Raw genomic sequence first — 26,943 nt, 5'->3', positions numbered from 1 at the left:
TCACTTCTGAGAGAGACGTTGTCTATTCCATATCTCGATTATTCCGCTATTTGATATATTTTGGTTCGTTCTTCTAACCGGCTGTCCTTCTATTTCTTTCTCATTCTTCGCAAACATTGTTGGTACGCCAAACGAAACTTTTTCTAAAATGTGACCCGCTTCTTCTGATAAACAATAATCAATAAATAAATCCGCAATAATACCATTCGGTGCACGCTTTAGTTTCGAAATCGCATTAACAGATAACCCTGTTTGCTCAGGTACGATACTTACAACTGGAAAGCCTTGTTTTTGAAGCATTCTCTGATCTCCCATGAAATTGATGCCTATCATATACTTGCCGCTCGCAACAAGCTCTACCGGCATGTAACCATTCACCGTTACTTCACCAACTTGTCCTGCGAGTTTCTTAACATATTCCTTCGCTTCCTCTTCACCTACAGTATCAATAAGTGATTGAAAAAACGTATATGCTGTTCCTGAGACATTTGGATCTGGCATCACAATCTTTCTCTTATACACTGGATTTAATAAATCTTGCCACCTTGATGGATAAGGAAGTCCGAGCGGTGCTATTTCTTCATTCCACCGCTCTTTATTGATCGCAATTGCTAGCTTCTCCACTTCATAACCGTACCAATAACCGTCTTTATCTGTAACAGTTTTTGGAATACGGTTCGCGTGCTGACTCGTAACAGGAATAGATAGATTTTTTTGTTTCATCATTTGATGCGCATCTACCGTACCGCCAATAATAATATCCGCTTTCGGATTTCCAGCTTCCTCTTCTACCCTCCGAAGAAGCTCTTCTGTCGAAAGACGAATAAATTCATACGTACAGCCGCGTGGCTTACAGAATGACGAAAGCAACGCTTCACCAACTTCCTCGCGAGCTGCCACATACGCAACAAGATGACGATCATCCAAAATAGGGAGACCATTTTTATTATATTTAATAGAGGTTGTATCTCGAGAGCAACTAGACATCGCTCCTCCAATTACTAGCAAAAAGAAGAAAAAGGCTATCTTTCTCATGACACATTCTCCTTTACAAATACATTTGCGAGGGAGCTTTTCATATACATGACATTCCCATTATTATCACCGAGATATTGCACAACAAAATACGATGGATATACAGAAATAGTAAGAATGTCTTCACGCTCATTCTTTATACGCTTACCAGTTTTATAAGCGGTAATATAAGCGATCGGTTCATTCTGTGATTGTAATAATGTCTGTATTTCTCCGTAATCTGTAATTTGCTTTGCGTACCGAATTGAATCAAGTATGTGCGTAAGATTCATCGTACGTTCTACATCACCTTGACGTACTATGACATCCTGTGCTGACGCAAAAAAGTCATGAATACGTTCTGGCGTGTAATACAGGCTTAACAAATACGTTTGAAATGCTGAAATCATTGGATCCGTACCATTCTTTCCGTACATATCAGCCCCGTACTGGAACAAGTCACCTACTGCAAAAGTACGTTTCTGTCCATTCAAGTACGTTACTTCTCCAGTAAATACTTGTTCTTGACTCTTAGCTTCTCTCGGTTCTATTTGAATTCGGTCAAAGAATGAAACAATCGTATGCAAACGAACTTCATCCGTTATAACAATTTCTCCCCACTTTTCATGCCTAACCTTCATTTCGGTAGGCAGGGATTCATTCACTCTTTGTAAAACAGTTTGTTTGTCATTCACTATTGTGATTCGATTGTATATTTGCTTCTCCATCACATAAAACAAAATAAGAGAAAAGATTATACAAAGAACAAACATAAGAATTTGAAATGATAGCCTTTTCATTTCTGCCTACCTCCAAGATAAAAAAACGTTGTTTCGAAAATACCGCATAATTGTTTCATAAATGTATCATTTAACCGCTTTCAAGTGTTTTATGTCTTCCATCCGTCTTGGAAGTAAGAATGTAATAAATATTGTAGTACCAACCGCTTCACTACTCTCAATTCGCATACTTCCGCCCTGCTTATTCATAATCTCCTGACAAATATACAAACCGTAACCATTCCCATAACTAGAAGGAAGTACCTTCCCTCCTGATGATCCATTCCACTCCGCAAGCACACCTTCATCTATACCAATACCATCATCATGAACAAAAACCTTCGCCTCACGTTCATTTACGATTACATTCATCCGAATTTGTGTAGCATCGCTATATTTTATCGCATTATCCAGCACGTTTAAGAAGATCTGCTTCGTCTTATCGAAATCCGCAACAACATGTACATCCGGTAACTCACTTATCACTTCAATCTCAAATTTCTGCAGGCGAGGTTTCACAATTGAAACTGCTTCTTCAGCTAATTCCTTTATATTCACAACTGTAGGTGACACTTCAAACGTACTCGTCCCGTACTTTGAAGACTTAAGTAATTCCTCTACAAGTGATAATAACCGCTCACTTTCTACAGCTACATAACGCAGGCTCTCCTGTACATCTTCCTTCGCCTTTAACTTTGGAATTAAATCCACATAGCCAATAATCGCCGTTAGCGGTGTTTTCAGCTCATGTGTAATACGGTCTAAGAAATCTTTCTGCTTCTCTTTCTCCTCCTTCAATTGCTTAATATGCAGTTCAATTCCATCAGCCATCGCATTAAAAGACGCTGAAAGCTGAGCAATTTCCACATATTCATTTAGCTCAATCTTACTTTTATAATCACCATTCGCAAGCCGTTGCGCCATTTGCCTTAACTGGTCAATTGGCTTATGAAGAGACTTTGCCAAACGAATCGCAAAGAAAATACCCGCAGCTACTAAACAAAGAGACGTCATTAAGAACGTCCAACCGACATTTGTTAAAACTTCCTTCTCACCCGTTAACTCATTTATAAACCGAACACTTCCAATGACATCGTTTCCATAATATACCGGGCTTGAAAATAAAAGAATTGGAGCTGGGTCTCCCTCTTCAAAAACATATGATTTCTTCCCCTTCAAAGAACTCTCAATATCAATATTCCGGTGAAGAAGTGCTCCCTTTTGCGTATCCGCAACAACATCTCCATTCTTCCCAATCATCTGTACACGGACATCCATACGCTTCGCTAAATACGAAGCAATTAAAAGTGAATTCGGACCGAGCGTCTCGACCTCTGCTTCCTTCTCTAAATAATTCATCGTATAAATTTGTGCTTCTACACTTAACTTCTCCAAAGAATTTGCTACGTTATGATACATATTCTTTTCTAACGTAATATAAACAACTGCATACAAAAGAACAAAAATCGGGATTAACAGTCCAACTATTCCAAACACCATATTTCTTTTTAAAGACATACCATCACCACTTAACAATCCAGTTTATAGCCGACGCCATAAATTGTCTTAATATATTCCCCGCTATTCCCTAACTTCTTCCGCAGTCTTTGTACCATAATATCAACCGCTCTCGTATTTCCGATATACTCAAACCCCCATACTTTCTCAAGTAACTCATCTCGCATAAATACACGCTGCGGATTTGAAACAAACAACTGACATAAATTAAACTCTCGGTACGTCAACTGAATTTCTTCTCCACTCACATGCACTTTTCTTTCCTTAGGACAGATCGTTATCTCTCCCGCTCCGATTACTTCATGACTTACCGTTACCTCTTTCTTCTTCACGCGCCGCGTCATATTCTTAACCCGAAGAATAAGTTCCGCATAATTAAATGGCTTCGTCACATAATCATCTGCCCCAAGCTGCAACCCCAGCAATTTATCATTCATCTGACTCTTTGCTGTTAACATGAGTACTGGAATATCTCGATCCTTCTCCCTGAACAAACGAAGCAACTCATACCCATCTGTATCTGGAAGCATAACATCCAAAATCAAAACATCCGGCCCTTCATTCCATCTCTCTAAAGCTTCTCTCCCATCAGCCGCCGTAAGTACTTCATACCCTTCCATCTCAAGCTGCATCCGAATCAAATTACGAATACTCGATTCATCATCAACTACAAGTATTTTCATTATTCTCCTCCTTCCATCTCGTATTATAAGTACATTTTAGTATAGCAAAAATCCTATAAAAAAAGAGAGGGTATTGTCGAACATATTTTGTCGACGATACCCTCTCCCCTTTTATTATTTAGCTACAAAATAATCCGTTACATATTGTGCCCAAACTTCATGACCTTTAGCAGTTGGGAAACCAAACTCTTCTTTTAAGTATGGTAGGATAGCCTTTGTTGTTGCATCTGGCCACGCTCCCCAATGATCAATATATGTATAATTATTTTGCATCGCAAATTGTTTTAACGCTTCAATCGCTTTCGGATAATTCTTCGCACCATACACCGGGTTTGGTGGTTGAATCATAATCGTAGCACCCTTTGCACTAGTAGAAAGTGCCTGTACAAATTTCTGCGTACTCGGAACTGAGTTTCCATTACCAGTCTTACCATTGTCAGTAATAAATGGTGGCTCGAATAAAATCACATCTGGATTTTCTTTCGCAATCTCTTTATCACGCTTATTTGCGATTAACTCTTCTGTGCTTTCACCCTTATATTCTTTGACTGTCACATTCCATAAACCTTTACCGTAAGCATCCTCTAAATTAGCCGTTAACTTAGCTGCCCAAGCACCTTTTTCAGATGAAGAAGCTTCATCACCAACAATAACAAGATTCACTGCCTTTTTATCCTCAGTAGCTTTCTTTAACTTCTCTTTCACTGCATCTGGCAAATTCTTCGCATATGCTTCATTAAAAGATGACTTCGCATCTTGTTTTTTCTCTTCTTTCTTCGCTCCGCTATCTTTCACTTCAGCCTTTGTTTTTGTTACTTCACTCGTCTGCCCTGTTGCATTCGCAACTTTCTTATTCCAGTACAATTTACCACTCACAACCGAAGCGACAAACAATACAAAAATAACTAGGACAAGTACTGCTTTCTTATTCATCGATTCACCTCATCTATTATTCTCACAACATATAATACTAATATAAATTCACGCAAAAATAAACCCAACTCCTACCAAAGGAGTTGGGTTATTACATATTACTTAGTCACTTCAAGATGCGCTCTTAACTTATTCGTTAAATCTTGTTTTGCTGCATCTGGAACGTAGTAGTACCAAATACCATCAGCGGCTTTATGACCGTCACCTGGGATTTGAATATCCTCACTATTTTTCAAGCAATCTTTATAATTCTTTTGCATATCAAACATTTGATCTTGCGTTAAGTTTGTCTTCACGTTCTTTTGAATCGCTGTTAACACATCACCATAGCTTGATAAAGAAGAGAAGCTTGCACCTTTCTTAATAACAGCCTGCATCACTTGACGTTGGCGCATTTGACGTCCGAAGTCACCACGAGGGTCTTCCTTACGCATACGTGTGTATGCTAGGGCTTGGTCACCTGTTAAGTGGATATTTCCTTTTTGAAGGTGCTTCCCTTCAAGAGAAAACTCTAAATCATTATTTACATCCACACCACCAACCGCATCAACAATGTCTTTAAAACCTTCCATATTCACTTCAATATAATAATTGATAGGAACATTTAAGAATTTTTCTACTGTCGCAACAGACATATCTACGCCACCAAATGCATAGGCATGGTTAATTTTATCACTTTTCCCTTTTCCAACGATTTCTGTATATGTATCACGTGGGATACTTACTGTTTTCATTGAATTATTTTTAGGGTTTAACGTGATGACCATTAAAGAATCTGAGCGACCTTTATCTTCACCGCGTTCATCGGCTCCTATTAATAAGATAGATACTGGTTCAGATTTATTAATTTTTTCTTCTTGTTTATTACCTTCATCACGCTTTAAGGGTTTATGAACTTCTTCTAATGTCTTTGAGACTTTTGAGTACACATTATAAGCATAGATTCCTCCACCTATAATCATTACTCCTATAACCCCTAGTATCCATAATAGGATTTTCTTTTTCATTGCGATAGACCTCTTCTTTCCATTATTCTGGATTCCCCCCGATAATACAAATACTAATTTAGTCTATTATACTAGGAATGATATTCTATAACTAGTATATTATCATTCAAGTACCGTAGGCTTTTAATTATTTTACTTTATAGTAATCTACATACCAATTAGTAAACTCTTGTAACCCCTTTTCAATAGATGTCTCAGGTTTAAAATCCACAGCTTCCTGCAATAAATCCGTTGATGCGTAAGTAGCTGGTACGTCTCCTGGCTTAATAGGCTCAAAATCTTTTTTAAACTCTACTGCTCTTCCTAAGGAGTTACTCAAGGCTTTCTCTAATGCTTTAATAAATACCATCAACTTTTCAGGGTTATTATTGCCAATATTAAATACTGTATGCTTTACATCTTCTATAGGTGGATTGCTTAAAAGACGTTGAATCCCCTCAACAATATCATCTATATAAGTAAAGTCACGGTATAAATCATTTTCAAAGTCACCATTATTAAATATCTTAATGGATTCATCATTGAAATATTTATTTGTAAAACCAAAGTAAGCCATATCCGGGCGCCCCATTGGTCCGTATACTGTAAAGAATCGTAATCCAGTTGCAGGAATCTTGTACAAGTGACTATACGTGTGTGCCATTAACTCATTTGATTTCTTAGTGGATGCATAAAGTGATACCGGATTGTCCACAAAATCTGTTTCCTCAAACGGTACCTTTTTATTAGCACCATAAACTGAACTAGATGATGCATATACAAGATGATCTACTGGATAATGTCTACATGCTTCAATAATATTATAAAAACCAATAATATTACTTTGAATATATACATCAGGATTTTCAATTGAATACCTCACACCAGCTTGCGCAGCTAAATTCACCACAATATTTGGCTTGTACTCTTCAAAAAGTTTATTAATTGTATCCTTATCCGAAATATCGCCTTTAATAAAAGTAAAGTTCTTATATGGTTTAAGGTTCTCTAAACGAGCGTATTTAAGATTCACATCATAATAATCATTTATATTATCAATACCTATTACTTGGCAATCTTGTTCTAGTAGCTTTTTAGAAAGAAAGTATCCTACAAAACCCGCAGCCCCAGTAATAAGATATTTTTTACTAATATCTAGAGGTTTGTAATTCAATATTATTCAACTCCTTCATATAGTCCCTACTTGCTGATTTCCTACCAATAGAATGATATTCTATTCCCACTTCTTGCATTACTTGAACATCATATATATTTCTTCCGTCGTAAATTAATGGTGTTCTCATTAACTTCTTATACATCTCTGGAGTTAACGCCTTCACTTCGCCCCACTCGGTGAAGATAAAGCAAACATTTGCCCCTTCTAATGCCTGTTCAACATCTGTAACATATGTGATATTTCCATTTTTATTTTTTCCTTCTGGATACACTTTCGCAAAGTTATTGGCACCGACTGGATCAAACGCATAAATGTCTGCACCTTGCTCTAGTAGTAGAGGAATATTTTCGAGAGATGCAGCTTCTCTTAAATCATCTGTACCAGGTTTAAATGTCAAACCTAATACCGCCACTTTAAGACCGTTAAAAGTAATTAATCTTTGACTCGCTTTTTTGTATAATAAAGTCTTTTGATCTTTATTCACATCAATTGCAGCTTTTACTGTTCTTAACTCATAACCATTTTGTCTTGCTAAATACTCTAATGCCTTAGTATCTTTAGGGAAACATGATCCCCCAAAACCAATACCTGCGTTTAAGAACTTACTGCCAATACGCTCATCAAAACTCATGCCTTTTGCAACATCTTGAATATCTGCTCCGACCAACTCACAAAGGTTTGCAATATCATTCATATAAGAAATTTTAAGAGCAAGGAAATCATTAGATGCATACTTAATCATTTCAGCTGATCGTCTATTAACTGAAACGATAGGTAAATGAAATGGTTTATAAAGGTTTGTTAATATCTCTTCAGCCCATTTACTTTCTGTACCGATAACAATTCTTTCTGCATATAACGTGTCATGAACAGCAGAACCTTGCGCTAAAAACTCTGGATTTGATGCTACTTCTACTTTCACATCATTAACTAAAAAGTCTTGAATAAACTGCTCAACTTTATCGTTCGTTCCAATTGGAACAGTGGATTTTACAACAACAAGGCAATCTTTTTCTACACTTTCAGCAATCTGTTTTGCAACAGTCGCAATGTATGAAAGATTCGCAGAACCATCAGCTTGTTCAGGAGTTCCTACACCTATAAAAATGGCATCAGCATCTTTATATGCTGATTTATAATCAGTTGTATAATTAATTCTGCTAGCTGTATAGTTTTTCTGCATTAGCTTCTCTAAATCAGCCTCATATATTGGAGAAATGCCAGATTTCATTAATTGTACTTTTTTTTCATCAATATCAACACAAGTTACTTGATGACCAACTTCAGCAAAACATACCCCTGCTACTAGACCAACATAGCCTGTTCCTGCTACTGCTATTTTGTACATTATTACACCGCCCTTTATTTTTATGCTTATTTACCTTTTCAATAATAATTGGAATAGGGCTTTTATTTAACAATCAGTTTATTAATTTCACAGTACTATAGCAACAAAAATTGGTTCACTAGGATTCCAAATTAATACTATTTGACTAGACTTGAAAAATAACCGATACCCATAACTGAAAAGATAGAGCACTTTTAAGAAATAATTAACTTTAGTTTCCTTACCAATTCATATACATGGTATTCAAAATAAAGCTTGGAACTACCCCATATTTACAAAAAACTTATAAATCGATAAACCTCGACTCATAACAAGCACCCAACCACAATGTTGCGCCTGCAAAAAGTAAGTCACAATGACTATTTTCCGATTTTATAAGAGAAACATCTCTATAAAGTAATTCTTTATAATAAAAGATAAACCAATTGGTAATGTTTCAGTTGGCTTACCCCTTACATGCTAGAAATACATTTCAATAAACATACTTTCTTAATAAAAAATACTGTTTTCAATTCTTATCGAACTAATTTCTCAAAAAACCTCTTGTCATATTCTACGAATCGCTATAGTTATTTTACGCATGAACAATAATAAATCACTTTTAAAGAATATAAATTTATAGAAAAAGACTACAACTGTAGCAATTATAAAAACTTCAATAGCACGCAATCCCCACATAAAATAATTACTTATTTCAAAGCTAGGAATAAGGCTTACTAAGAAAACTATTGTAGCAACCTCAGCAATACAAGAAAGTAGCCTCTTTATAACTACTCTTATACTACGATTTAATATATGTTTTGAGGAATATAACGCATATTGAAATGTTCGAAATACCATAGCGCATAAAGTCCCAATTGTTACACCAATAAGCCCTAACTTTTGCACAAAGATTATGGAAATAGTTATATTCATTAATGATTCAAATATAGCACCGTTTCTAGTTTCTTTAAAATGTCCAACCGCTTCAACTAAATCATCATAAGGAATTCTAATGCAATAAAAGAACATACTTGCCGATACCATATAACCAAATAAAGGCCTATAATAATTAACATCATTAACCCCTTTTGTATAAACCATAACAAATGGAACTATGAGTAGAGCTGTACATGTAAAGGCAATCGTAGCTGCAGTAAATAAGAAAAACTCATATATTCGGAAGTTTTCCGAAAGCGCCCTATCCTCTTTATTCGCAATCATATTACCTAATGCTGCTCCAATTCCTCCAGAAAGGGTAAGTATTAGTGTTCTTATACCATTTACAACTAAATAGTAAACTGTATATACGGATATTTGCCACACTGTTGAAAAAATAGTCAAAATAACCAAATCAGTATTATTGTTGACAAATACAGCTATTTCCTGTGTAAAAGCACTCCATCTTTGAGAAATAGCAGATAGATCAGGAGTCACATTTTTTATAATATGATAATGTTTATGGACATAAAGTATTAATAATATCGGATTCAAAGTATAAACGGCAGTAATACCCAATTGAACAATATGAATAGAACCACCCAAGTTTATTATAATTATTGTAACAATAGTACTTAATATTATTGTTATTATTTGTATTATAGAATAAATGTAATTTCGTTGATCAGCTAATAAGAGCATCTGATATGTGATACCTAAATAGTTCTGAATAACAGTACTTGCACCCATAATTAAAACGAGGCTAAAAGTAAATAACCATCCAAATTCACCATCTATAATAAACGGATATACAAAAGCAAAACATATTAAACAAGCCGCAAAAATTAAGGCAATCTTTTTCATAAAAAGCATTGTCGCATATAAAATCTCACTAATTTTTGTAATATTATTTTCTGCTAATGGTTTATAAAGTGCTGCTCTAGTAACCGCTGCTATTCCCGCTTTTAGTAAAACAATAGTGTTTAGAAATTGCAATATTGAAGCAGTCAATCCATTATAATTCGAACCAAAATTTGAAATAATTAGCCATGGAAGTAAAAAGCCGCAAACCATATTAACGGCTTCACGAATCAAACCTATTGATGAATTAAGTAATATCTTCTTACTACGCAAACGTTTATATCCTCTCAAATAAATTAATATTTCTGTTAGATTTACTCCTATTGTAATAATTTGACCTTTATATCGCTCCCCCGTGACGTGACTAATGCATTAGATGGTACTTTTCAATTAATTATACATCCAGCACTAATAACACAATTATCACCAATTGAAAGTTCCTCACCATAAATTGACGCTATCGATACCTCATATAATATAAAATATTTTCATTACTATACGAGTTATCAATATCAGTTAATACTTCTTTTCATTTCACTTTTTTAAATCAATCATATCCCCCAATAAGATATCATCTTTCTCATTTAAGAAAGGTACAAACCCTGAACCATCATAAAAAGTCATTTCCCCGAAGTAAAGTTGTCCATTCACAAAATACCAATCGACCCTTACGTGGATTATATTTGTTGCTAAAATCTCTGATAAATGAATCATTTCATCAAGAAAATTCGGTTTTTCCATAGGAGTTTCAGTGAGTTTGATCCCTTGAGAAATACCCATATTATCCCATTCTAAATCATAGAAATCCTGTGTGTAATTTTCGGAACCTCTATTACTGTGAACTTGAATCAACCTTGCTTTGCCGTTAAAACACAAAACCTTATAATCAATCAAAGATTGATTACTTGGATCTTCTAAATATTTTTCGGCAATGATAAGGGGTTTAACATTTTTATATGGCCATTCTCTTCCATAATAATAAGCATTTTGCTTTAAATGACTATTAAGTTTCTTAACTATCCCTTGTACATCGATTTTACTTTTATCCTTACAAATGACTACACTTTTGGAATCATGGTTGCATTTTAATACAAACTGCTTGGGCAGCTTTTCAAAATCTATTTCAGAAGCATCTTTCCAGACCCCTATTAGTGGAACTAAATACCTCTCACCAATTTTCTCTTTAATATAATTTCTAACTTCATATTTATCAACTAATCTTGTATATTCAGAATTACGATCATTGATTTTTAACCATTGCAGCTTTTCATTAAATGTTCTTGGGTTTTTTAAATCTAAATTTTTTCTTATATTTTTATAAAATATAATTTTCAAATATAACGAATCGGGTATAATTTGAAATAACTTGATTAATAAAGATTTCATATTTCTCTCCTTTTGGATAATAATATCGAATTGTTTATACACTTTATTTTTGTATCTATTATTTTAAAAGAACATACTTTTGACTACTCGTCCCCTATAAAAAGAGCAGGTAGACAGAAAAACCTACAAAGAAAATGACTAATCTGTTTTTATTATTATGTTGAATGACAGCTCTCACCATAAAATATGGTGGTACATGGACATACCACCACTAAAACAAAAACAAACAAAGCAAAACTTAATCTACCAAATTTCTCAATTAAGGGTATAGCTCAGCAGGTACAAAAACTTAAAACTAGTTAGATTTCCACGAGTACAAGCTATAAAAAGAATTATACAAGAGAGAATAAAAACAAACTGTCTAAAATTAATTTTTATTATTTTGTTATACCGACTCGATTCTAGTACATATGCAAGTAGTGGAATTGCTATAATAGACAAAAATATTACAAATCTGTGAAAAGTATTATATTCAATTGAGAATACAATTAGTAGTACAGCAATATATTTACAAAAAACTAATAATTTTTGTATATTATGTAAATCACCCTCTATTTTAATAAACCTAGCTGTTAAAGAAATTAAATAGAATATAAATAATAGGCTTACCCCTCCTATTAAATACTCCCAAAAATACCAATAAGTTCCAGAAGATACGTAATCTTTAGTTTTTTCAAAACTAGCTAAAAGATATTCCCTACCAAAGATATATAAAATCGGTATTACAATTAGCACAAATAAAACCTTCGAGAACTTCTGATAATTATTTTTACTCTTTTCAATTACAAGGTAGCCAAATCTAATTATTACTAATACCAATACTGCAGGATGTATCAATGATACCAATACATACCATACTATATTCTTAAATATAGACTTACCTTCAACCATCTCCTTATAAACAAAAACAGCTACAAACGAAAATCCAAGCATTGTCCTTATCCCTGAAATAACTTCTATTAATACACCTAAAGACATGAAAAAAAACAGTATGAGCGCTCCATCAGTTGAAGACACCTTATACCTAATAACACTTTTTTTTAGTATATAAAAAACGTTACTATAAAAAAGAAACGCTGTAAGAGCAGGCAGTAAACCATCTATCTTAGTTTTACCGATTAAATACATATACAACAAGTTAATTGGGGTTGTAGAATTTAACATCTCATTCCATAGCTCAATGGAATTTAAACTCCCCCAAATGTGCATTATTGGTATTAATCTATATAAATCTGCTCCCGAAGATGGAACAAAAAAGAAAGACATTGTAGATAATATTAATGTATAAAAAAATAATATTTTACCTATATATTTGTTTCCTAGCTTAGATATTAAAAAACACATTATCCAAAGTATTAGCACATAGGTAAAAAGAGAAATAATTCTTTCGGTAAGGTACAATTTAACTCTCCCCATTTTCAGATTTCTATCAATAGATGCTACAACGTTAAAACTTTTGTATCACTAAGGCTTGTATTAATAAAGGGAATAACATACAATTAACGCTAATTATGTTTACTATACTTCTTTTATAAATTAGTATTCTATCAAATAATTAAACTTAATTACGCTATTCACTTTAGTTATCTTTTTTAATTAATTTATTATACACACTATGACTTTTTTGGGCTAAAGCATCCCAATCGTAACTTCGAGATAGTTCTATTGCACTGTTCCCTTTTTCTTCGATTTCACTTTTTTCACGAATAAGTCTTTTTATAGCTATAACTATACTCTCTATTTCAGTTTCAGCAATCCATCCTGCATTATTGCTTTCAATTTCCTTAGCCATATTTGTGCCAGTCGTTACAAGAGATGGTAATCCATATGATAATGCCTCAATTAAGCCCATTGGATGTCCCTCAAATCTTGAAGTTAAAACAAAAAAATCACTATCCAAAAGTACAGCTTCTTTTTCACTATCATAAATTCCATCTTTCACTTTTATAATATTGTCTAAACCATGTTTAACAATTAAATTAGTTATCTCATTTTTTGAGCCGTTTTGATCCTTTCCATAAATGTCAATTTGAATAACTCCATCTATTTCATTCTTTAGTTTTGCACAAGCCTCTATAAGTAAGTCTATCCCTTTATGAAAAACATGCAATCTTCCTATAAAAACTCCTTTTAAGGGAGAACGTTCCCTAAAAGTATTCTTTATTGTTTTGACATAAGTACCATTAGGAATTATCAAATGATTTTCATTCCACCAATCACCAGAATCTCGATATTCTGCTTGATTCAAGTACTGGATAGCACGTGCATTCTTTATAAATTTGTTGAAAATTAATTTGTTTGAAATTTTCTTTTTAAGAGATTTAATTTTTTGAGCCCCTCTTGTTAATGAGCCCCTTGGAATTATAATATATGGTATATTGCGTTTAACAAGATCTTTTGAAATTAGATAGTAATCTATAAAATAAACTCCTTGGAATACAACTAAATCCGGAGAGTTATAAGGGGCAGGGAGCTCCGATATTTTTTTCGAAGAAAAATCCTTAGTATTACCATATTTTATGTTTTTATTATCATTTTTTTATATGTAGAGTTCAAATTATACCAAAAAACTTTATCAATTCGGCTTTGACTTTCTATTTGAGCGGGCACACTGTACGTAAACCCTGCTGCCTTATTTCCAGAAAGGCAGGAAATGTATACAATATTCAACTTAGTTCCTCTCCCATTAAATTGCTTATTTTATTATATGTTTTTTCTCTGTCAAATAAAGTTTCTGCTAGTTTACGATTATTTTTTCCCATCTCTCTCTTTAATTTCTCGTCGTTAATTAAAGCAATAAGTTTTTCAGATAAATCTAATGCACAACCATTTATACAATTAAATCCTGCCCTGTAACCCTCTACAAGTTCTTTATATTCATTAGATTCCTGAGTATTTAATACAGGTAAGCCTGCAGCCGCATAATCACCTACTTTGTTTATAATACTGCCTGCAGATCCCTGATTTATTGGATTCACCGCTATATCACAAGACTTCAAAATTCCGACCATCTTATCATACCCTAATCTACCAGTAAACACCGCATTTACCTCAAGCTGTTTAGCATAAGCCTCAAATTTAGACTTATGTGGTCCATCTCCCATGACAACAAATTTAATATTGTTTATCCCTTTATCTTTTACTATCTTCAAGGCATCTATTACACTACAAATATCATAACTATGTCCCAATGTTCCTATATAAACAAGCCACATTTCATTATTAGGTTTATCTGTTAGCTTATTCTGCTCAGCCAAATTATCAAAATATGCTAATTCGGTACCTAGATAAATCCCGAGAGCATCTATATCCTTATTATTTGCCTTTAGTGCTCTATCAGCATAAGTTTGAGAAACTGCTACAATTTCATCTGCAGTTGAGTAAATATAATCAGCTTTTCTTTTCATTGGGTAGAAGATAATATCCTTAATTACTGGGACATTAAATACCATTTTAAATGCCTCTGGCCATAAATCTTGAACATCAATAATAAACCGAACGTTATGTTTTTTCGCGTATTTCGCGGCTGTCTTTGCTACATCTAATGAAGGAACCGCACAATAAATAACATCAGGTTTTTTCCTATTACTTAAGTATTTTCGTAAATTCCGCCCCATTACATGATGACTATAAAAACGTTTAAATGAAACATTTTTAGTGTATCCTGGTTCTTTTAGCATCGTTAGCTTATAGCTTATACTTTGTTTCTGTTCATTTGTTACATTTCGTTGCTTTTTAGTTCTATGTGAGAAATTTGTTGTTACAATTTCAACATTGGCCTTTTGTTTATCTATCTTTTCTGCTATATAATTAAATCTCCCATTGCCTACCTCACCTGGTACTTGTGTAAAGTGAGCTATTATTAAAATGTCCTTCACTTTTTTCACCCAATCTCTATATATGCGTCGAAAAAATCCAACTTTTCCACTAATACCCATACCGTTATTTCATTAGATAACTAAGCCCTAGAATTTAGGAATTTACTAAGGTTTTCTTCTCCTTTGCAGGAACCCCAACATATAAATAATTTGGTTTAGTATTTTTCGTCACTACAGTCCCCGCACCTAATACTACATTTTCCTCAATGGTTAAGCCTTGTATTATCGTAGCACCTGTTCCAACCATGGATTTTGACTTTAAATTAACATTTCCTGATACCTTACTTCCAGGCATAACTGTTACATAATCTAATATCAACACATCATGACCTAAAGTTGATCCTATATTAATATGCGAATGATTCCCCAACTTGCATTCAGGATTAATAACAACACCTGCACATATAATATTTCCTTCTCCAAGTTTTGTATAATTACTAACTACCGCACTTGGATGGATTAAATTTACCCATTGAACATCATTTAACTTTCTTGAAATATGCTCTCTTATTTCTCCATCAGCAATTGCTATAACACCATGTATTTTTTGTTGTTTTGACAACTGCTTAATATAATCCGTATCTCCAATTACTTCATATCCTAAAACTTCGGTACCAACTAAGCTTTTATTATCATCTACAATCCCTAATAGCTTATACTCTGGATTTATTAAATTTAACTGTTCAATAATTTCAATTACTTGTTTACTAAAACCGCCACTTCCAATAACTACTAGATCTTTCATTTTCCAACCTCATTTTTATTTATGCCAATTTTTTGTGAACCTTTAAATTTTGTGTCTTTAATATTACTATTGAAATTAATTCCTTCACGTACGAAAACTTTCTTAATAGTTAACAAAATAATTTTAATGTCATTGCTAAAACTAACACTTTCTACATATTTGACATCGAGGTCAAATTTATCTTCCCAAGATAAAGAGTTCCTTCCTGTTGCCTGTGCTAGGCCGGACAAACCTGGCCTAACTTCATGTCTACGCTTTTGATGAGAGTTATAGAGAGGTAAATATTCAACCAATAGAGGCCGAGGGCCTATAATTGACATATCACCCTTAATAATATTAAATAACTCTGGTAATTCATCTAAGCTTGTACTTCTCAAAAGCTTTCCAAATCTAGTGTATCTCATCTCATTGGGCAGTAACTCCCCATTTTCATCTCTTTGATCTGTCATTGTCCTAAATTTATACATCATAAAAATCTCTTCATTAAGACCAGGCCTTTCCTGTTTAAAAATCACTGGACTCCCAAGATTTATTCTCACAAGCAACGCAACTATTAAGTAAACCGGACTAAGAACAAGAATAGCAATCAAAGAAAGAATGAAATCCATTGGTCTCTTTATAAATCTCCCATAAATACTTCCTTTAGAATTCTTCATTATTTCAACCACAATCCTTTAATAATCTCTACTACTCTAGCCAAATCTTTATCCGTCATTTTTGTATCACTTGGTAAACAAACACCATTCTCAAAAAGTCTTTCTGATATATCTGTACCAACAAAATCATATTTCTCAAAGAATGGTTGTAAGTGCATTGGCTTCCAAACTGGTCTAGATTCAATATTTTCTTTTTCAAGAGCTTCCATTACATCAATCGGGCGAATCTTACCGTTTAGTGTCATAGAACTTAGCCAATAGTTTGGTTCATTCCACTTATTACCAGGCATAAATTCAATACCTTCAAGCCCTTCTAATTCTCTCTTATAAAAATCAAATATGTATCTTTTCTTCTGAACCCTTTGATCTAACACTTTAAGCTGTCCTCTACCAATACCGGCAACCACATTACTCATGCGATAGTTAAAACCTAATTCACTATGTTGGTAATGTCTTGCTTGATCTCTACTTTGAGTAGCCCAGAACCTTACCTTTGAAACTCTTTCTTCATTATTAGAAACGAGCATACCACCACCAGAGGTTGTAATAATCTTATTTCCATTAAAAGAGAAAATACCATAATCACCAAAACTTCCAGTATGCTTCCCTTTATAGTACGTTCCTAAAGATTCTGCAGCATCTTCAATTAAAGTGACATCGTATTTTTTACAAAGTCCAACAATCTTATCCATATCCGCAGAAAGACCATATAAATGAACTACTATAACTGCCTTTACGTTCGGATATTTTTTAAAAGCTTCTTCTAAAGCTTTAGGACACATATTCCAAGTTTCATAGTCACTATCTATGAAAACGGGAGTAGCATTTTGATAAATGATGGGGTTGGCAGTAGCTGAGAATGTAAGTGTTTGGCAGAAAACAATATCTCCCTCCCCTACTCCCGCTGCTTTTAAAGCCAAATGAATTGCAGCTGTCCCAGAAGACAGTGCTGCAGCTTCTTTAGAACCAACTTTCTCGGCTAGTTCTCTTTCAAATCCGTTTACATTTTCCCCAAGTGGTGCAATCCAATTTGTATCGAAAGCTTCCTTAACATAATGCATTTCATAACCTTCATCACTCATATGTGGTGATGAAAGAAATATTCTGTCTCCCATTTAAAAAACTTCCTTCCCTTAAATTAGTTGTTTAGATTAACTTTATTATTTGCAATATCTAATAATCGTTCTCTTATTTCTTCTTTACTAATTCCTTCAAAATCATTCATAAACTGTCTTAGAATTGCTTGATCCATTAAAACAGCCTTTCCTATGTGAATTTTAGGGAATATTTGCTCTGGATGAATTTCACCCTCATTTAATAACTCTTCATACATTTTTTCACCTGGTCTTAATCCAGTAAATTCAATTCCAATTTCCTCAATAGAATACCCCGAAAGGGTAATTAAGTTTTTAGCTAAATCCACGATCTTTACTGGGTCTCCCATATCGAGAACAAATAATTCTCCACCTCTAGCTAATGTACCAGCTTGAATTACTAACCTAGAAGCTTCTGGTATTGTCATAAAGTAACGAATCATATCAGGATGAGTAACTGTTACAGGACCACCTTTTTGAATTTGTTTCTTAAATAGAGGAATTACACTTCCCCTACTTCCAAGAACATTACCAAACCTAACAGCTACAAATCGTGTACCCGTACTTACAGACGCCATATGTTGAACAAGCATTTCAGCAAATCGTTTTGTAGCCCCCATTACGTTCGTTGGATTTACAGCTTTATCTGTAGAAACCATAACAAACGTATTTACTTTAAATGTATCTGCAGCTTCTGCTACATTTTTTGTGCCAAAAATATTGTTTTTTACAGCCTCTTCAGGATTACGTTCCATTAAAGGTACATGTTTATGTGCCGCTGCATGATATACGATATATGGCTGATGTTTTTTCATGATTTCAAAGATTTTATGACGATCTTGAATATCAGCAATTTCTGTCGTAATTTCAACTATATCTTTATAGGTAACTCGCATTTCCATTTCGATATTATAAATGCTGTTTTCACCATGTCCTAAAAGTACGATTTTTGCTGGTTTATACTTCATTACTTGACGGCAAATTTCTGATCCAATTGATCCACCAGCACCAGTTACTAAAATTGTTTTACCAGCAATTTTTTCTCCAATTCCTGCATCATCTAATTGGATTGGCTCTCTCCCTAACAAATCTTCCACTTGTACATCTCGGAATTCATTAACGGAAACCTTTCCATCTAAAAGATCTTCAAGCATTGGTACAATTTGCGTTTTCGCCTTCGTTTTTCTACACTTCTCAAAAATCTCATTTATTTGATTTCTATTTAAAGAAGGAATTGCGATAATAATATGTTCAATGTCGTTATCTTCCACAATTTCTTGAATATGATTTGTTGTACCGACAACTGGTACATTATAAATCTCTAATTTTTGTTTATTCCTATCATCATCAACAAACGCAATTGGATATAGGTCTGCTTCTTTATTATGTTGTAATTGACGTACTACCATTGTCCCTGCTGAACCTGCACCAATAATTAGTGTTCGTTTTTTATCAGCAGCTTTTGTAATATACGTATCACGGAACATACGCCATACGAAGCGAGAACCACCAATTAATAGTAAATGTAACATCCATGCGATTGCTAAAATTCGAACATAAATATCGTGATTTATAATTTGTTGCACAATTGCTGTTACAATAATGGAAAGTGTAATTGCTTTAAATATTTGTTTTAATTCCCCAATACTTGCATATTCCCATGCCTTATTGTATAGCTTATAAATGGCAGCAAAAATATGATGACTACACAATAATGTAATAGAACTAATAACTACTGTCATAGGAATTTTGTTTAATACATTTGGATGTATAAACCAATAACTTAAATACACGGCAGTTAATACGATAAATGAATCTAATAAAATTAATAATGAGAGCCTTTTTCGATAACTCAATATACATGTTCCCTTCTTTATATAATTCTTATCTTATTCATAATAAAAAAGGACATTCTCTTACGAATTTAACTCTTCCTTTTTTACAAGCTCCTTCATATACTTCATTAATTCTACATTTAATTCTTCATTTTGTAGCGCCATCTCAATCGTTGTCTTAATAAACCCAAACTTCTCTCCAACATCGTAACGCGTACCCTCAAAGTCATAAGCAAATACACGTTGAACTTCATTTAATCTTTGAATTGCATCTGTCAATTGGATTTCCCCACCAGCACCTGTTTCTTGATTTTCAAGGAACATAAAGATTTCTGGCGTTAATACGTAACGTCCCATAATTGCTAAATTTGATGGTGCAGTTCCTTGAGCTGGCTTCTCCACAAATTGACGTACTTGATAACGGCGATCGCTTTGTTCAATCGGATCGATAATACCATAACGATGTGTTTCGTTTTCAAGCACTGTTTGTACCCCAATAACTGATGATTGTGTACCTTCATATTGATCCATCAATTGACGTAAACAAGGTGTTTCTGCTTGAACAATATCATCACCAAGTAATACCGCAAATGGTTCATTTCCAATAAACTTACGTGCACACCATACTGCATGCCCTAGACCTTTTGGTTCTTTCTGTCTTATGTAATGAATATTAATTTTTGAAGAAGCTTGTACTTTTTCTAGCATCTCATGCTTCCCTTTTTCTAGTAAGCTTTGCTCTAATTCAAAGGAATGATCAAAATGATCTTCAATAGCACGTTTACCTTTTCCAGTCACAATAATAATATCTTCAATTCCTGATTCTATTGCTTCCTCTACTATGTATTGAATTGTTGGTTTATCAACAATTGGTAACATTTCTTTCGGCATTGCCTTTGTTACCGGTAAAAACCTCGTCCCCAGTCCCGCAGCTGGAATAATTGCTTTTCTTACTTTTTTCAAATCTAGTACCCCCAAAATATATTATTATATCCATATGTAACAATAACAAAAACCCTATCTATGGAGTCATAGTTATAACTCCATAGGTAGAGTTTCTACCGTAAATAAATTATGGGCATCTAACCCATCCTCACGTCATACTCCCGACGACAAGCGTCTAAGGTAGGTTCGAAATAAAAATTTCTACCCACAGCACGACCGAGTGCCTCCGTTGATAACGGTTAGGAGACATCACCAGTTCTTTATTTAAAAAATACCGAACAATTTTTTACGACGAATTTGTTCTGGATCTTCCTTATAAATTGCTTTGCCGCTAATGATTAAATACGGATTTTCTTTCAAATCACTCATAACACTCATTCCGAATTCTTTTTCAATTAATTCGTAACTTTCCGCCAAATGAAATCCTCTTGATGTTGTGTTATGTGCATCTGAAGCGACCATATGCGTTAAATTATGTTCTACAAGCTGTAGTGAGAATTTTTTAATTTTCTTGCCAAATTTCCCAAGTAAACTACCTGCTGTCACTTGTGTTAATGCACCTTTATTTACAAGGTTATATAACTTATCTGGCCGCTCGATTAACTCGGCATTACGTTCTGGATGAACGATAATTGGAATCATTCCTTTTACACGCAGTTCATATAATAGTTGTTCTGCATAACGAGGTACGTGATTCGATGGAAATTCAATGAATATATATTTATTTGTTTCATTTAAAGTAACGATTTTACCAGCTTCATAGTCTTCTAATAAATCGCCATATAACCTGACTTCTTGCCCAGGTAAAATAGTAAGTGGAATATTATGTTGTTGTAGTTCATCATTTAGTTGTTTTACTTGATGAATAATTGAGGTACGATCATTTATATATTTCCCATTTTGATGGTGCGGTGTTGCGACAATTGTATGAATCCCTTCCTCTATTGCCTTTTGCGCCATCACTAAACTATCTGTTACTGTTTGTGCACCGTCATCGATACCAGGTAAAATGTGACAATGTAAATCAATCATTTTTTCACCCTCCCTCTCGTATAAAGATCCTTTTTTCCCTTGAATATGAGATTTATCTCATATTCAAGGGAAAAAAGGAGATATGTTCTTGCCATATCTCACTTTTAAGTTAGTTTGCACCGTAATAGTAGTATAAGCCGTGTTCTCGCTCACGATCGTTCAGAACAACGCCTAACAATTTACCTTTTGCGGACTCTAATAATCCTTTTGCTTTTACAGCCGTTTCTTTCTCTGTCGCTTCACTACGTACGACAAGAATAGAAGCATCACATACATTTGCCATAATTTGTGCATCGGTTACAGCTAAAATTGGTGGCATATCAAAAATAACTAAGTCGTACATGCTGTATGCTTGTCCAAGAAGTTCTTTCATTGATTTTGAACCTAATAATTCCGCTGGATTTGGCGGAATTGGCCCACATGCTAAAAAGTGTAAATTATCAACTGCTGTTGTTTGTATACACTTCTCTAGACGTTCACTATGTGTTAATACATTCGTTAATCCGAAAATATTATCTACTTGGAACATTTGATGCATAGCTGGTTTACGCATATCTGCATCAATTAATAATACTTTCTTTCCTTGTTGAGCAAACACAACTGCCATATTCGCTGTCGTTGTCGTTTTCCCTTCGCTCGGATTCGCAGATGTTATCATTAATGAATGGATATTTTTATCAACAGCTGCAAATTCAATATTCGTTCGAATATTACGATATTGTTCTGAAATTGGTGATTTCGGTTGTTGATGAGCAATTAATTGACGACGTTGACGATGATTCTTTTTCTTTTTAAATAAATTAAGAGCCAATTGTTTGTCCCCTCACTTTTCTTGATGATGGAGCGTGTGATTTCACGTTCATTGTTTCTTCATCCATACGAGCTACAATCCCTAATACCGGTAAGCCAAGTAAGTTTTCCACATCTTCTTCTTTTTTTACTGTGTTATCTAAGTATTCTAGTAAAAATGCAAGACCAACCGCAGCCATTAAACCAACAACGAAAGCAATTGCTACATTTAACATTGGGCGTGGTTTAATCGGCGATTGATTTTCTGCAACTTCTGCTTTAGATAGTACTGTTACGTTATCAACACTCATAATTTTTGCAACTTCACCTTTAAATACATCTGCCGTTGCATTTGCGATATCACGAGCTAATTTTGGATCTTTATCTTCAGCTGTTACAGAGATTACTTGTGAATCCTTTTCATTCGCAATATTAATCTTCTTTGTTAAAGTTTGCGCTGTCATATTTAAATTTAATTTTTCATTTACTTGGTCTAAGATTACTGGACTTTTAATAATAACCTTATATGTATTCGTTAATTGAATATTCGTTTGAACCTCACCAGCTTGAATCATCGATCCCTCTTGTTTCTTCTGGTTAACAAGAATTTGCGTTGAAGATTGATAGATTGGTGTCATGAAGAAAAAGCTAATGATAGCACTTACAATAGCTGCACCAAAGGCGATTACGAGGATCATTGCTAAACGTTTTTTTAAGATATGAAATAAATCTTTTAAACTAATTGTTTCTTCCATAAGTTCCTCCAACTTTCTAAAATTTGCACATAGGAAAAATTATAACATATAAATCTTACATTTTTTATTTTTAATAATTCAGTTCTATATTTGTTCACAAGAAACAAGTTTAATCTTACAAAATAATCTTAAATCTGACAACACATTCCAATCATTTTCCAAAATTTTTATTTTATCATGCTTTTTACACTGTGTAACTTGATAAATAATTTTCAGAAAACAAAAAACCAACAAAAATTTTTGTTGGCCTTTGCATATTTTAGTAATAACCATACTGCTCTTTTTCTTCCCTTTTATCATTTAAAACGACACCAAGCATTTTGCCTGATGCTTTATCTAATATTTGCTTCGCCTTTACAATTTTGTCTTTTTCTGTTTTTTCACTGCGTACGACAAGTACGATTCCATCGCATTTGTTTGCAAGTAGTTGTGCATCGGTAACTGCAAGAACCGGTGGTGTGTCAATTAAAATGATATCAAACATACTATATGCTTCTAGTAATAGCTCGTCCATTAACCGGTTGCCTAATAATTCAGCTGGGTTTGGCGGGATTGGCCCTGACGTCATTACGTATACATTCTCTATATCTGTTTTTTGAATGCATTGCATCAATTTTGCTTGTCCTGATAATAGGTTCGTTAATCCATTTGAACTGTGAATGGCAAATAAGTTTTGAAGCGTCGGCTTACGCAAGTCAGCTCCGATTAATAAAACCTTCTTTCCTTGTTGACCGAAAACAACTGCTAAGTTTGCGATTGTTGTTGTTTTCCCATCACCTGGATCTGCCGAAGTAACAATAATAGAACGAATATGATTATCTACAGATGTAAATTCAATATTTGTACGAATGTTACGGTATTGTTCTGTGATGCGTGATTTAGGCTCTTTATGCGTAATTAATTGTCGTAATGGTTTTCTTTTTTTTCTCCCGAACATGGTATGATCTCCTCTTTTCAAAATGCGACACTTTCCCCTTTATCTCTCTATGTCCGATATGCTACGCCCATTTTTCATTTACTAACACTGTTAAAATTCCCCATCACTTTCCTCTACAATTCATCATAACCAATCATCATAAGCTTTGTCCTATCTCATAACCTTCATAATGTGACAACCGCGTCTCTATTTTTATCGTGCTATCATTCATCTTAATTTCAAGATATTTATAGCGTCATTATATATGAATTTCCATTCATTTACAATGATAATTCTGACTAATCTGCATTTTAATATTTCGAACAAAAAATACATGAATTAAAAAAATTCTTCCGCCTATTGCAGAAGAATTTTTTTAATTCACATCTATTCTTTTTTATCACCAATCGCAAATGTAATTTCAGCTTCACATGCAACTTCACCATCTACTGTTGCGATTGCTTTTCCTTTTCCAATTGGACCACGTACACGTGTCATTTCTACTTCTAGACGAAGTTGATCACCTGGGCGTACTTGTTTTTTGAAACGACAATTGTCGATTCCTGCGAAGAAAGCAAGTCTTCCGCGGTTTTCTTCTTTCTTTAATACAGCAACAGCGCCGACTTGTGCTAATGCTTCTACAATAAGTACACCAGGCATAACTGCATAGTCAGGGAAGTGTCCGTTAAAGAATTCTTCGTTTGCGGATACATTTTTAATTCCAACTGCTCTTTTTCCTTCATCTACTTCTAATATTTTATCAACAAGTAGAAATGGATAGCGGTGAGGAATAATTTCTTTAATTTGTTCTATATTTAGCATATAACAATCGCCCCTTTTGTAATATTGGTCTTACCACTTGGACATATTGTTTATTATCCCATTTTGTTTATTGTTTGTCATTATAAAGTGAAACTTTACTTCCTATTTATAAAAAAAATGCACACACTCTATTCCCTTAAAATAGCTGCATATACTTGCAACTGACACGGAGGTAGAAAAGAGTGTATGCCCAGATTAGGGAAAGGCAATATGTATTTGAACATGATTTGCCTTAATGTCGTATTCGACTCATTATATTATAAACGTTTTCAAATAAGGAAATATTAAATTTAACCATATATATGAATATCTTACCTATATCCTACGTTTTTCTTTATTTTTCTTCTATTTTCTCAATAAATCGAAATAGAAAAATAAAAATACAAAAAAAGAACTAAGGTTTACACCTTAGTTCTCCTCACTTTATCGTAAAGCTCGACGTGGTAATTTATCGATATTCTCTAACATAATGCCTGTACCAACCGCAACGCAGTGCATTGGGTTCTCAGCAATTAATACTGGTACTTTTAGTTCTTCTGCTAGAAGCATGTCGATACCGTGTAGTAAAGCTCCACCGCCTGTTAGAATAACACCGCGGTCGATGATGTCCGCTGATAATTCTGGTGGTGTGCGCTCTAGTACGCCTTTTGCAGCTTGTACAATAACAGCTGCATTTTCTTTTAATGCTTCTGTAATTTCTTCAGAGCATACTGTAATTGTGCGTGGTAAACCCGTTACCATGTCACGTCCGCGAATTTCAAGCTCTTCGCTACGTGCGCCTGGGAATACTGTACCAACTTTAATCTTAATATCTTCTGAAGTACGTTCTCCGATTAATAGCTTATACTTACGTTTAATGTAGTTTAAGATCTCCATATCAAACTTATCGCCAGCCATTTTGATAGAGGAAGAGGTAACAATATCACCCATAGATAGTACAGCGATATCTGTTGTACCTCCACCAATATCAACAACCATGTTACCGCTTGGTTGGAAGATTTCCATACCAGCACCAACTGCGGCTACTTTTGGTTCTTCTTCTAAAAATACTGTTTTACCGCCTGAACGTTCAGCAGCCTCACGAATTGCTTTTTGTTCTACTGATGTGATATTTGTTGGACAACAAATTAAAATGCGAGGTTTTGAAAAGAAGCTCTTTACGTCCAATTTGTTAATGAAATACTTTAACATTGCTTCTGTAATTTCGAAATCTGCGATAACACCATCTTTAAGTGGACGAATTGCTACAATATTACCAGGCGTACGTCCCACCATACTTCTTGCTTCTTCACCTACTGCTAATACTTTACCTGTGTTACGATCAATAGCAACAACAGATGGCTCATTTAATACAATACCTTTACCTTTAACATGGATTAATACGTTAGCCGTACCTAGGTCAATTCCGATATCTCGCGCAAACATTCCCGTTTTTTCCTCCTCGATATTCAAAATCAGGTTACACCCGAATTCTTTTACACCTAATTTCTGATTTTATCATAAATTTAACAGAAACGTAATATTCACAAAAAGAATTCTTCTGAAAAATATTACCGAATCGAAACGGGATGTTTACGATCGCATATTTATTGACGTACCGGCTTTTCTACATCTTCTTTTCTATACTTTTGTTTTGTTGCTTCTCCGCCTCTTAAATGACGAATAGACTTATGATAATCAAGAATTTCTTTCACTTCATTTGCGAGCTCTGGATTAATTTCTGGTAGACGTTCCGTTAAGTCTTTATGGACTGTACTCTTTGATACCCCAAATTCTTTTGCAATGACACGCACTGTCTTTCTTGTCTCCACGATATACTTACCAATCTTGATAGTTCTCTCTTTGATGTAATCGTGCACACCACTCGCCTCCC

Annotated in this window: 25 protein-coding genes; all 25 read right to left on the bottom strand. The window is 34.1% G+C overall.

Annotated elements, in window-relative coordinates; translation table 11 throughout:
- Window positions 1-1,035 carry an ABC transporter substrate-binding protein gene (locus tag Q9B79_RS18440; RefSeq protein WP_306186466.1) on the bottom strand — a complete coding sequence of 345 codons (1,035 nt, stop codon included), beginning with the start codon at window positions 1,033-1,035 and terminating at the stop codon, window positions 1-3.
- A complete protein-coding gene (locus Q9B79_RS18435) occupies window positions 1,032-1,814 on the bottom strand; it encodes a DUF3919 family protein (protein WP_306186464.1) in 783 nt (260 codons plus the stop codon). The genes Q9B79_RS18440 and Q9B79_RS18435 overlap by 4 nt, the downstream gene beginning before the upstream one ends.
- A gap of 66 nt (window positions 1,815-1,880) precedes the next feature.
- Window positions 1,881-3,311: a sensor histidine kinase gene (locus Q9B79_RS18430; protein ID WP_306186462.1), complete on the bottom strand. Its 1,431-nt coding sequence runs from the start codon at window positions 3,309-3,311 to the stop codon at window positions 1,881-1,883.
- Between the two features lie 11 nt (window positions 3,312-3,322).
- Entirely contained in the window at window positions 3,323-3,994 is a 672-nt protein-coding gene (locus Q9B79_RS18425; protein WP_128805232.1) for a response regulator transcription factor, read from the bottom strand.
- 114 nt (window positions 3,995-4,108) lie between these two features.
- Window positions 4,109-4,927, bottom strand: coding sequence for an SGNH/GDSL hydrolase family protein (locus Q9B79_RS18420; RefSeq protein ID WP_306186459.1), 819 nt, complete (start codon window positions 4,925-4,927; stop codon window positions 4,109-4,111).
- Between the two features lie 98 nt (window positions 4,928-5,025).
- Window positions 5,026-5,934, bottom strand: coding sequence for a polyisoprenyl-teichoic acid--peptidoglycan teichoic acid transferase TagU (gene tagU, locus Q9B79_RS18415; RefSeq protein WP_063246638.1), 909 nt, complete (start codon window positions 5,932-5,934; stop codon window positions 5,026-5,028).
- A gap of 127 nt (window positions 5,935-6,061) precedes the next feature.
- Entirely contained in the window at window positions 6,062-7,087 is a 1,026-nt protein-coding gene (locus Q9B79_RS18410) for a GDP-mannose 4,6-dehydratase (protein ID WP_306186456.1), read from the bottom strand.
- Window positions 7,062-8,438, bottom strand: a complete 1,377-nt coding sequence (locus Q9B79_RS18405) for a UDP-glucose dehydrogenase family protein (protein WP_306186454.1) — start codon at window positions 8,436-8,438, stop codon at window positions 7,062-7,064. The genes Q9B79_RS18410 and Q9B79_RS18405 overlap by 26 nt, the downstream gene beginning before the upstream one ends.
- 546 nt (window positions 8,439-8,984) lie before the next feature.
- A complete protein-coding gene (locus Q9B79_RS18400; protein WP_306186452.1) occupies window positions 8,985-10,490 on the bottom strand; it encodes a polysaccharide biosynthesis protein in 1,506 nt (501 codons plus the stop codon).
- A gap of 261 nt (window positions 10,491-10,751) precedes the next feature.
- The gene (locus tag Q9B79_RS18395; protein ID WP_306186450.1) at window positions 10,752-11,603 is read right to left on the bottom strand and encodes an ATP-grasp fold amidoligase family protein; all 852 of its coding nucleotides are present in this window, start codon (window positions 11,601-11,603) and stop codon (window positions 10,752-10,754) included.
- 255 nt (window positions 11,604-11,858) lie between these two features.
- Complete coding sequence (locus Q9B79_RS18390; RefSeq protein WP_306186448.1) at window positions 11,859-13,004, bottom strand: hypothetical protein; 1,146 nt, start codon at window positions 13,002-13,004, stop codon at window positions 11,859-11,861.
- A gap of 178 nt (window positions 13,005-13,182) precedes the next feature.
- Window positions 13,183-13,851 (bottom strand): glycosyltransferase family 4 protein, encoded by a 669-nt coding sequence (locus tag Q9B79_RS18385; protein WP_306186446.1) that lies wholly within the window; start codon window positions 13,849-13,851, stop codon window positions 13,183-13,185.
- Between the two features lie 418 nt (window positions 13,852-14,269).
- Window positions 14,270-15,541, bottom strand: coding sequence for a glycosyltransferase family 4 protein (locus Q9B79_RS18380; protein ID WP_306186444.1), 1,272 nt, complete (start codon window positions 15,539-15,541; stop codon window positions 14,270-14,272).
- Window positions 15,542-15,575: 34 nt separating this feature from the next.
- Entirely contained in the window at window positions 15,576-16,226 is a 651-nt protein-coding gene (locus Q9B79_RS18375; protein WP_306186442.1) for an acetyltransferase, read from the bottom strand.
- Window positions 16,223-16,882, bottom strand: coding sequence for a sugar transferase (locus tag Q9B79_RS18370; protein WP_306186441.1), 660 nt, complete (start codon window positions 16,880-16,882; stop codon window positions 16,223-16,225). Before Q9B79_RS18370 ends, Q9B79_RS18375 begins: the two co-directional genes overlap by 4 nt.
- Window positions 16,882-17,997 carry a DegT/DnrJ/EryC1/StrS family aminotransferase gene (locus Q9B79_RS18365; RefSeq protein ID WP_306186439.1) on the bottom strand — a complete coding sequence of 372 codons (1,116 nt, stop codon included), beginning with the start codon at window positions 17,995-17,997 and terminating at the stop codon, window positions 16,882-16,884. Before Q9B79_RS18365 ends, Q9B79_RS18370 begins: the two co-directional genes overlap by 1 nt.
- A gap of 23 nt (window positions 17,998-18,020) precedes the next feature.
- Window positions 18,021-19,832, bottom strand: coding sequence for a polysaccharide biosynthesis protein (locus tag Q9B79_RS18360; RefSeq protein ID WP_306186437.1), 1,812 nt, complete (start codon window positions 19,830-19,832; stop codon window positions 18,021-18,023).
- Between the two features lie 60 nt (window positions 19,833-19,892).
- Window positions 19,893-20,774: a UTP--glucose-1-phosphate uridylyltransferase GalU gene (gene galU / locus Q9B79_RS18355; protein WP_306186435.1), complete on the bottom strand. Its 882-nt coding sequence runs from the start codon at window positions 20,772-20,774 to the stop codon at window positions 19,893-19,895.
- 246 nt (window positions 20,775-21,020) lie between these two features.
- Window positions 21,021-21,788: a tyrosine-protein phosphatase gene (locus tag Q9B79_RS18350; protein WP_306186433.1), complete on the bottom strand. Its 768-nt coding sequence runs from the start codon at window positions 21,786-21,788 to the stop codon at window positions 21,021-21,023.
- 109 nt (window positions 21,789-21,897) lie between these two features.
- Entirely contained in the window at window positions 21,898-22,599 is a 702-nt protein-coding gene (locus tag Q9B79_RS18345; protein WP_049111917.1) for a CpsD/CapB family tyrosine-protein kinase, read from the bottom strand.
- Window positions 22,589-23,332 (bottom strand): YveK family protein, encoded by a 744-nt coding sequence (locus Q9B79_RS18340; protein WP_306186430.1) that lies wholly within the window; start codon window positions 23,330-23,332, stop codon window positions 22,589-22,591. Before Q9B79_RS18340 ends, Q9B79_RS18345 begins: the two co-directional genes overlap by 11 nt.
- A gap of 259 nt (window positions 23,333-23,591) precedes the next feature.
- Complete coding sequence (locus Q9B79_RS18335) at window positions 23,592-24,269, bottom strand: CpsD/CapB family tyrosine-protein kinase (protein ID WP_306186428.1); 678 nt, start codon at window positions 24,267-24,269, stop codon at window positions 23,592-23,594.
- 366 nt (window positions 24,270-24,635) lie between these two features.
- Window positions 24,636-25,070 (bottom strand): 3-hydroxyacyl-ACP dehydratase FabZ, encoded by a 435-nt coding sequence (fabZ, locus tag Q9B79_RS18330; protein ID WP_000931959.1) that lies wholly within the window; start codon window positions 25,068-25,070, stop codon window positions 24,636-24,638.
- 423 nt (window positions 25,071-25,493) lie between these two features.
- Window positions 25,494-26,495, bottom strand: a complete 1,002-nt coding sequence (gene mreB / locus Q9B79_RS18325) for a rod shape-determining protein (RefSeq protein WP_000457986.1) — start codon at window positions 26,493-26,495, stop codon at window positions 25,494-25,496.
- 161 nt (window positions 26,496-26,656) lie between these two features.
- Window positions 26,657-26,929: a sporulation transcriptional regulator SpoIIID gene (spoIIID, locus tag Q9B79_RS18320; RefSeq protein WP_000544012.1), complete on the bottom strand. Its 273-nt coding sequence runs from the start codon at window positions 26,927-26,929 to the stop codon at window positions 26,657-26,659.
- Between the last annotated feature and the right edge of the window lie 14 nt (window positions 26,930-26,943).

The organism is Bacillus sp. MHSD_36, assembly GCF_030757775.1.
Classification (GTDB): domain Bacteria; phylum Bacillota; class Bacilli; order Bacillales; family Bacillaceae_G; genus Bacillus_A.
This window is presented reverse-complemented; position numbering and strand designations above follow the sequence as displayed.

Bases quoted from the DNA above. Each gene is read 5' to 3' on its own strand.
- Q9B79_RS18440 (WP_306186466.1), bottom strand. From the start codon at position 1,035: ATGAGAAAGATAGCCTTTTTCTTCTTTTTGCTAGTAATTGGAGGAGCG.
- Q9B79_RS18435 (WP_306186464.1), bottom strand. From the start codon at position 1,814: ATGAAAAGGCTATCATTTCAAATTCTTATGTTTGTTCTTTGTATAATC.
- Q9B79_RS18430 (WP_306186462.1), bottom strand. From the start codon at position 3,311: ATGTCTTTAAAAAGAAATATGGTGTTTGGAATAGTTGGACTGTTAATC.
- Q9B79_RS18425 (WP_128805232.1), bottom strand. From the start codon at position 3,994: ATGAAAATACTTGTAGTTGATGATGAATCGAGTATTCGTAATTTGATT.
- Q9B79_RS18420 (WP_306186459.1), bottom strand. From the start codon at position 4,927: ATGAATAAGAAAGCAGTACTTGTCCTAGTTATTTTTGTATTGTTTGTC.
- tagU (WP_063246638.1), bottom strand. From the start codon at position 5,934: ATGAAAAAGAAAATCCTATTATGGATACTAGGGGTTATAGGAGTAATG.
- Q9B79_RS18405 (WP_306186454.1), bottom strand. From the start codon at position 8,438: ATGTACAAAATAGCAGTAGCAGGAACAGGCTATGTTGGTCTAGTAGCA.
- Q9B79_RS18395 (WP_306186450.1), bottom strand. From the start codon at position 11,603: ATGAAATCTTTATTAATCAAGTTATTTCAAATTATACCCGATTCGTTA.
- Q9B79_RS18380 (WP_306186444.1), bottom strand. From the start codon at position 15,541: ATGGGTATTAGTGGAAAAGTTGGATTTTTTCGACGCATATATAGAGAT.
- Q9B79_RS18375 (WP_306186442.1), bottom strand. From the start codon at position 16,226: ATGAAAGATCTAGTAGTTATTGGAAGTGGCGGTTTTAGTAAACAAGTA.
- Q9B79_RS18370 (WP_306186441.1), bottom strand. From the start codon at position 16,882: ATGAAGAATTCTAAAGGAAGTATTTATGGGAGATTTATAAAGAGACCA.
- Q9B79_RS18365 (WP_306186439.1), bottom strand. From the start codon at position 17,997: ATGGGAGACAGAATATTTCTTTCATCACCACATATGAGTGATGAAGGT.
- Q9B79_RS18350 (WP_306186433.1), bottom strand. From the start codon at position 21,788: ATGATTGATTTACATTGTCACATTTTACCTGGTATCGATGACGGTGCA.
- Q9B79_RS18340 (WP_306186430.1), bottom strand. From the start codon at position 23,332: ATGGAAGAAACAATTAGTTTAAAAGATTTATTTCATATCTTAAAAAAA.
- Q9B79_RS18335 (WP_306186428.1), bottom strand. From the start codon at position 24,269: ATGTTCGGGAGAAAAAAAAGAAAACCATTACGACAATTAATTACGCAT.
- fabZ (WP_000931959.1), bottom strand. From the start codon at position 25,070: ATGCTAAATATAGAACAAATTAAAGAAATTATTCCTCACCGCTATCCA.
- mreB (WP_000457986.1), bottom strand. From the start codon at position 26,495: ATGTTTGCGCGAGATATCGGAATTGACCTAGGTACGGCTAACGTATTA.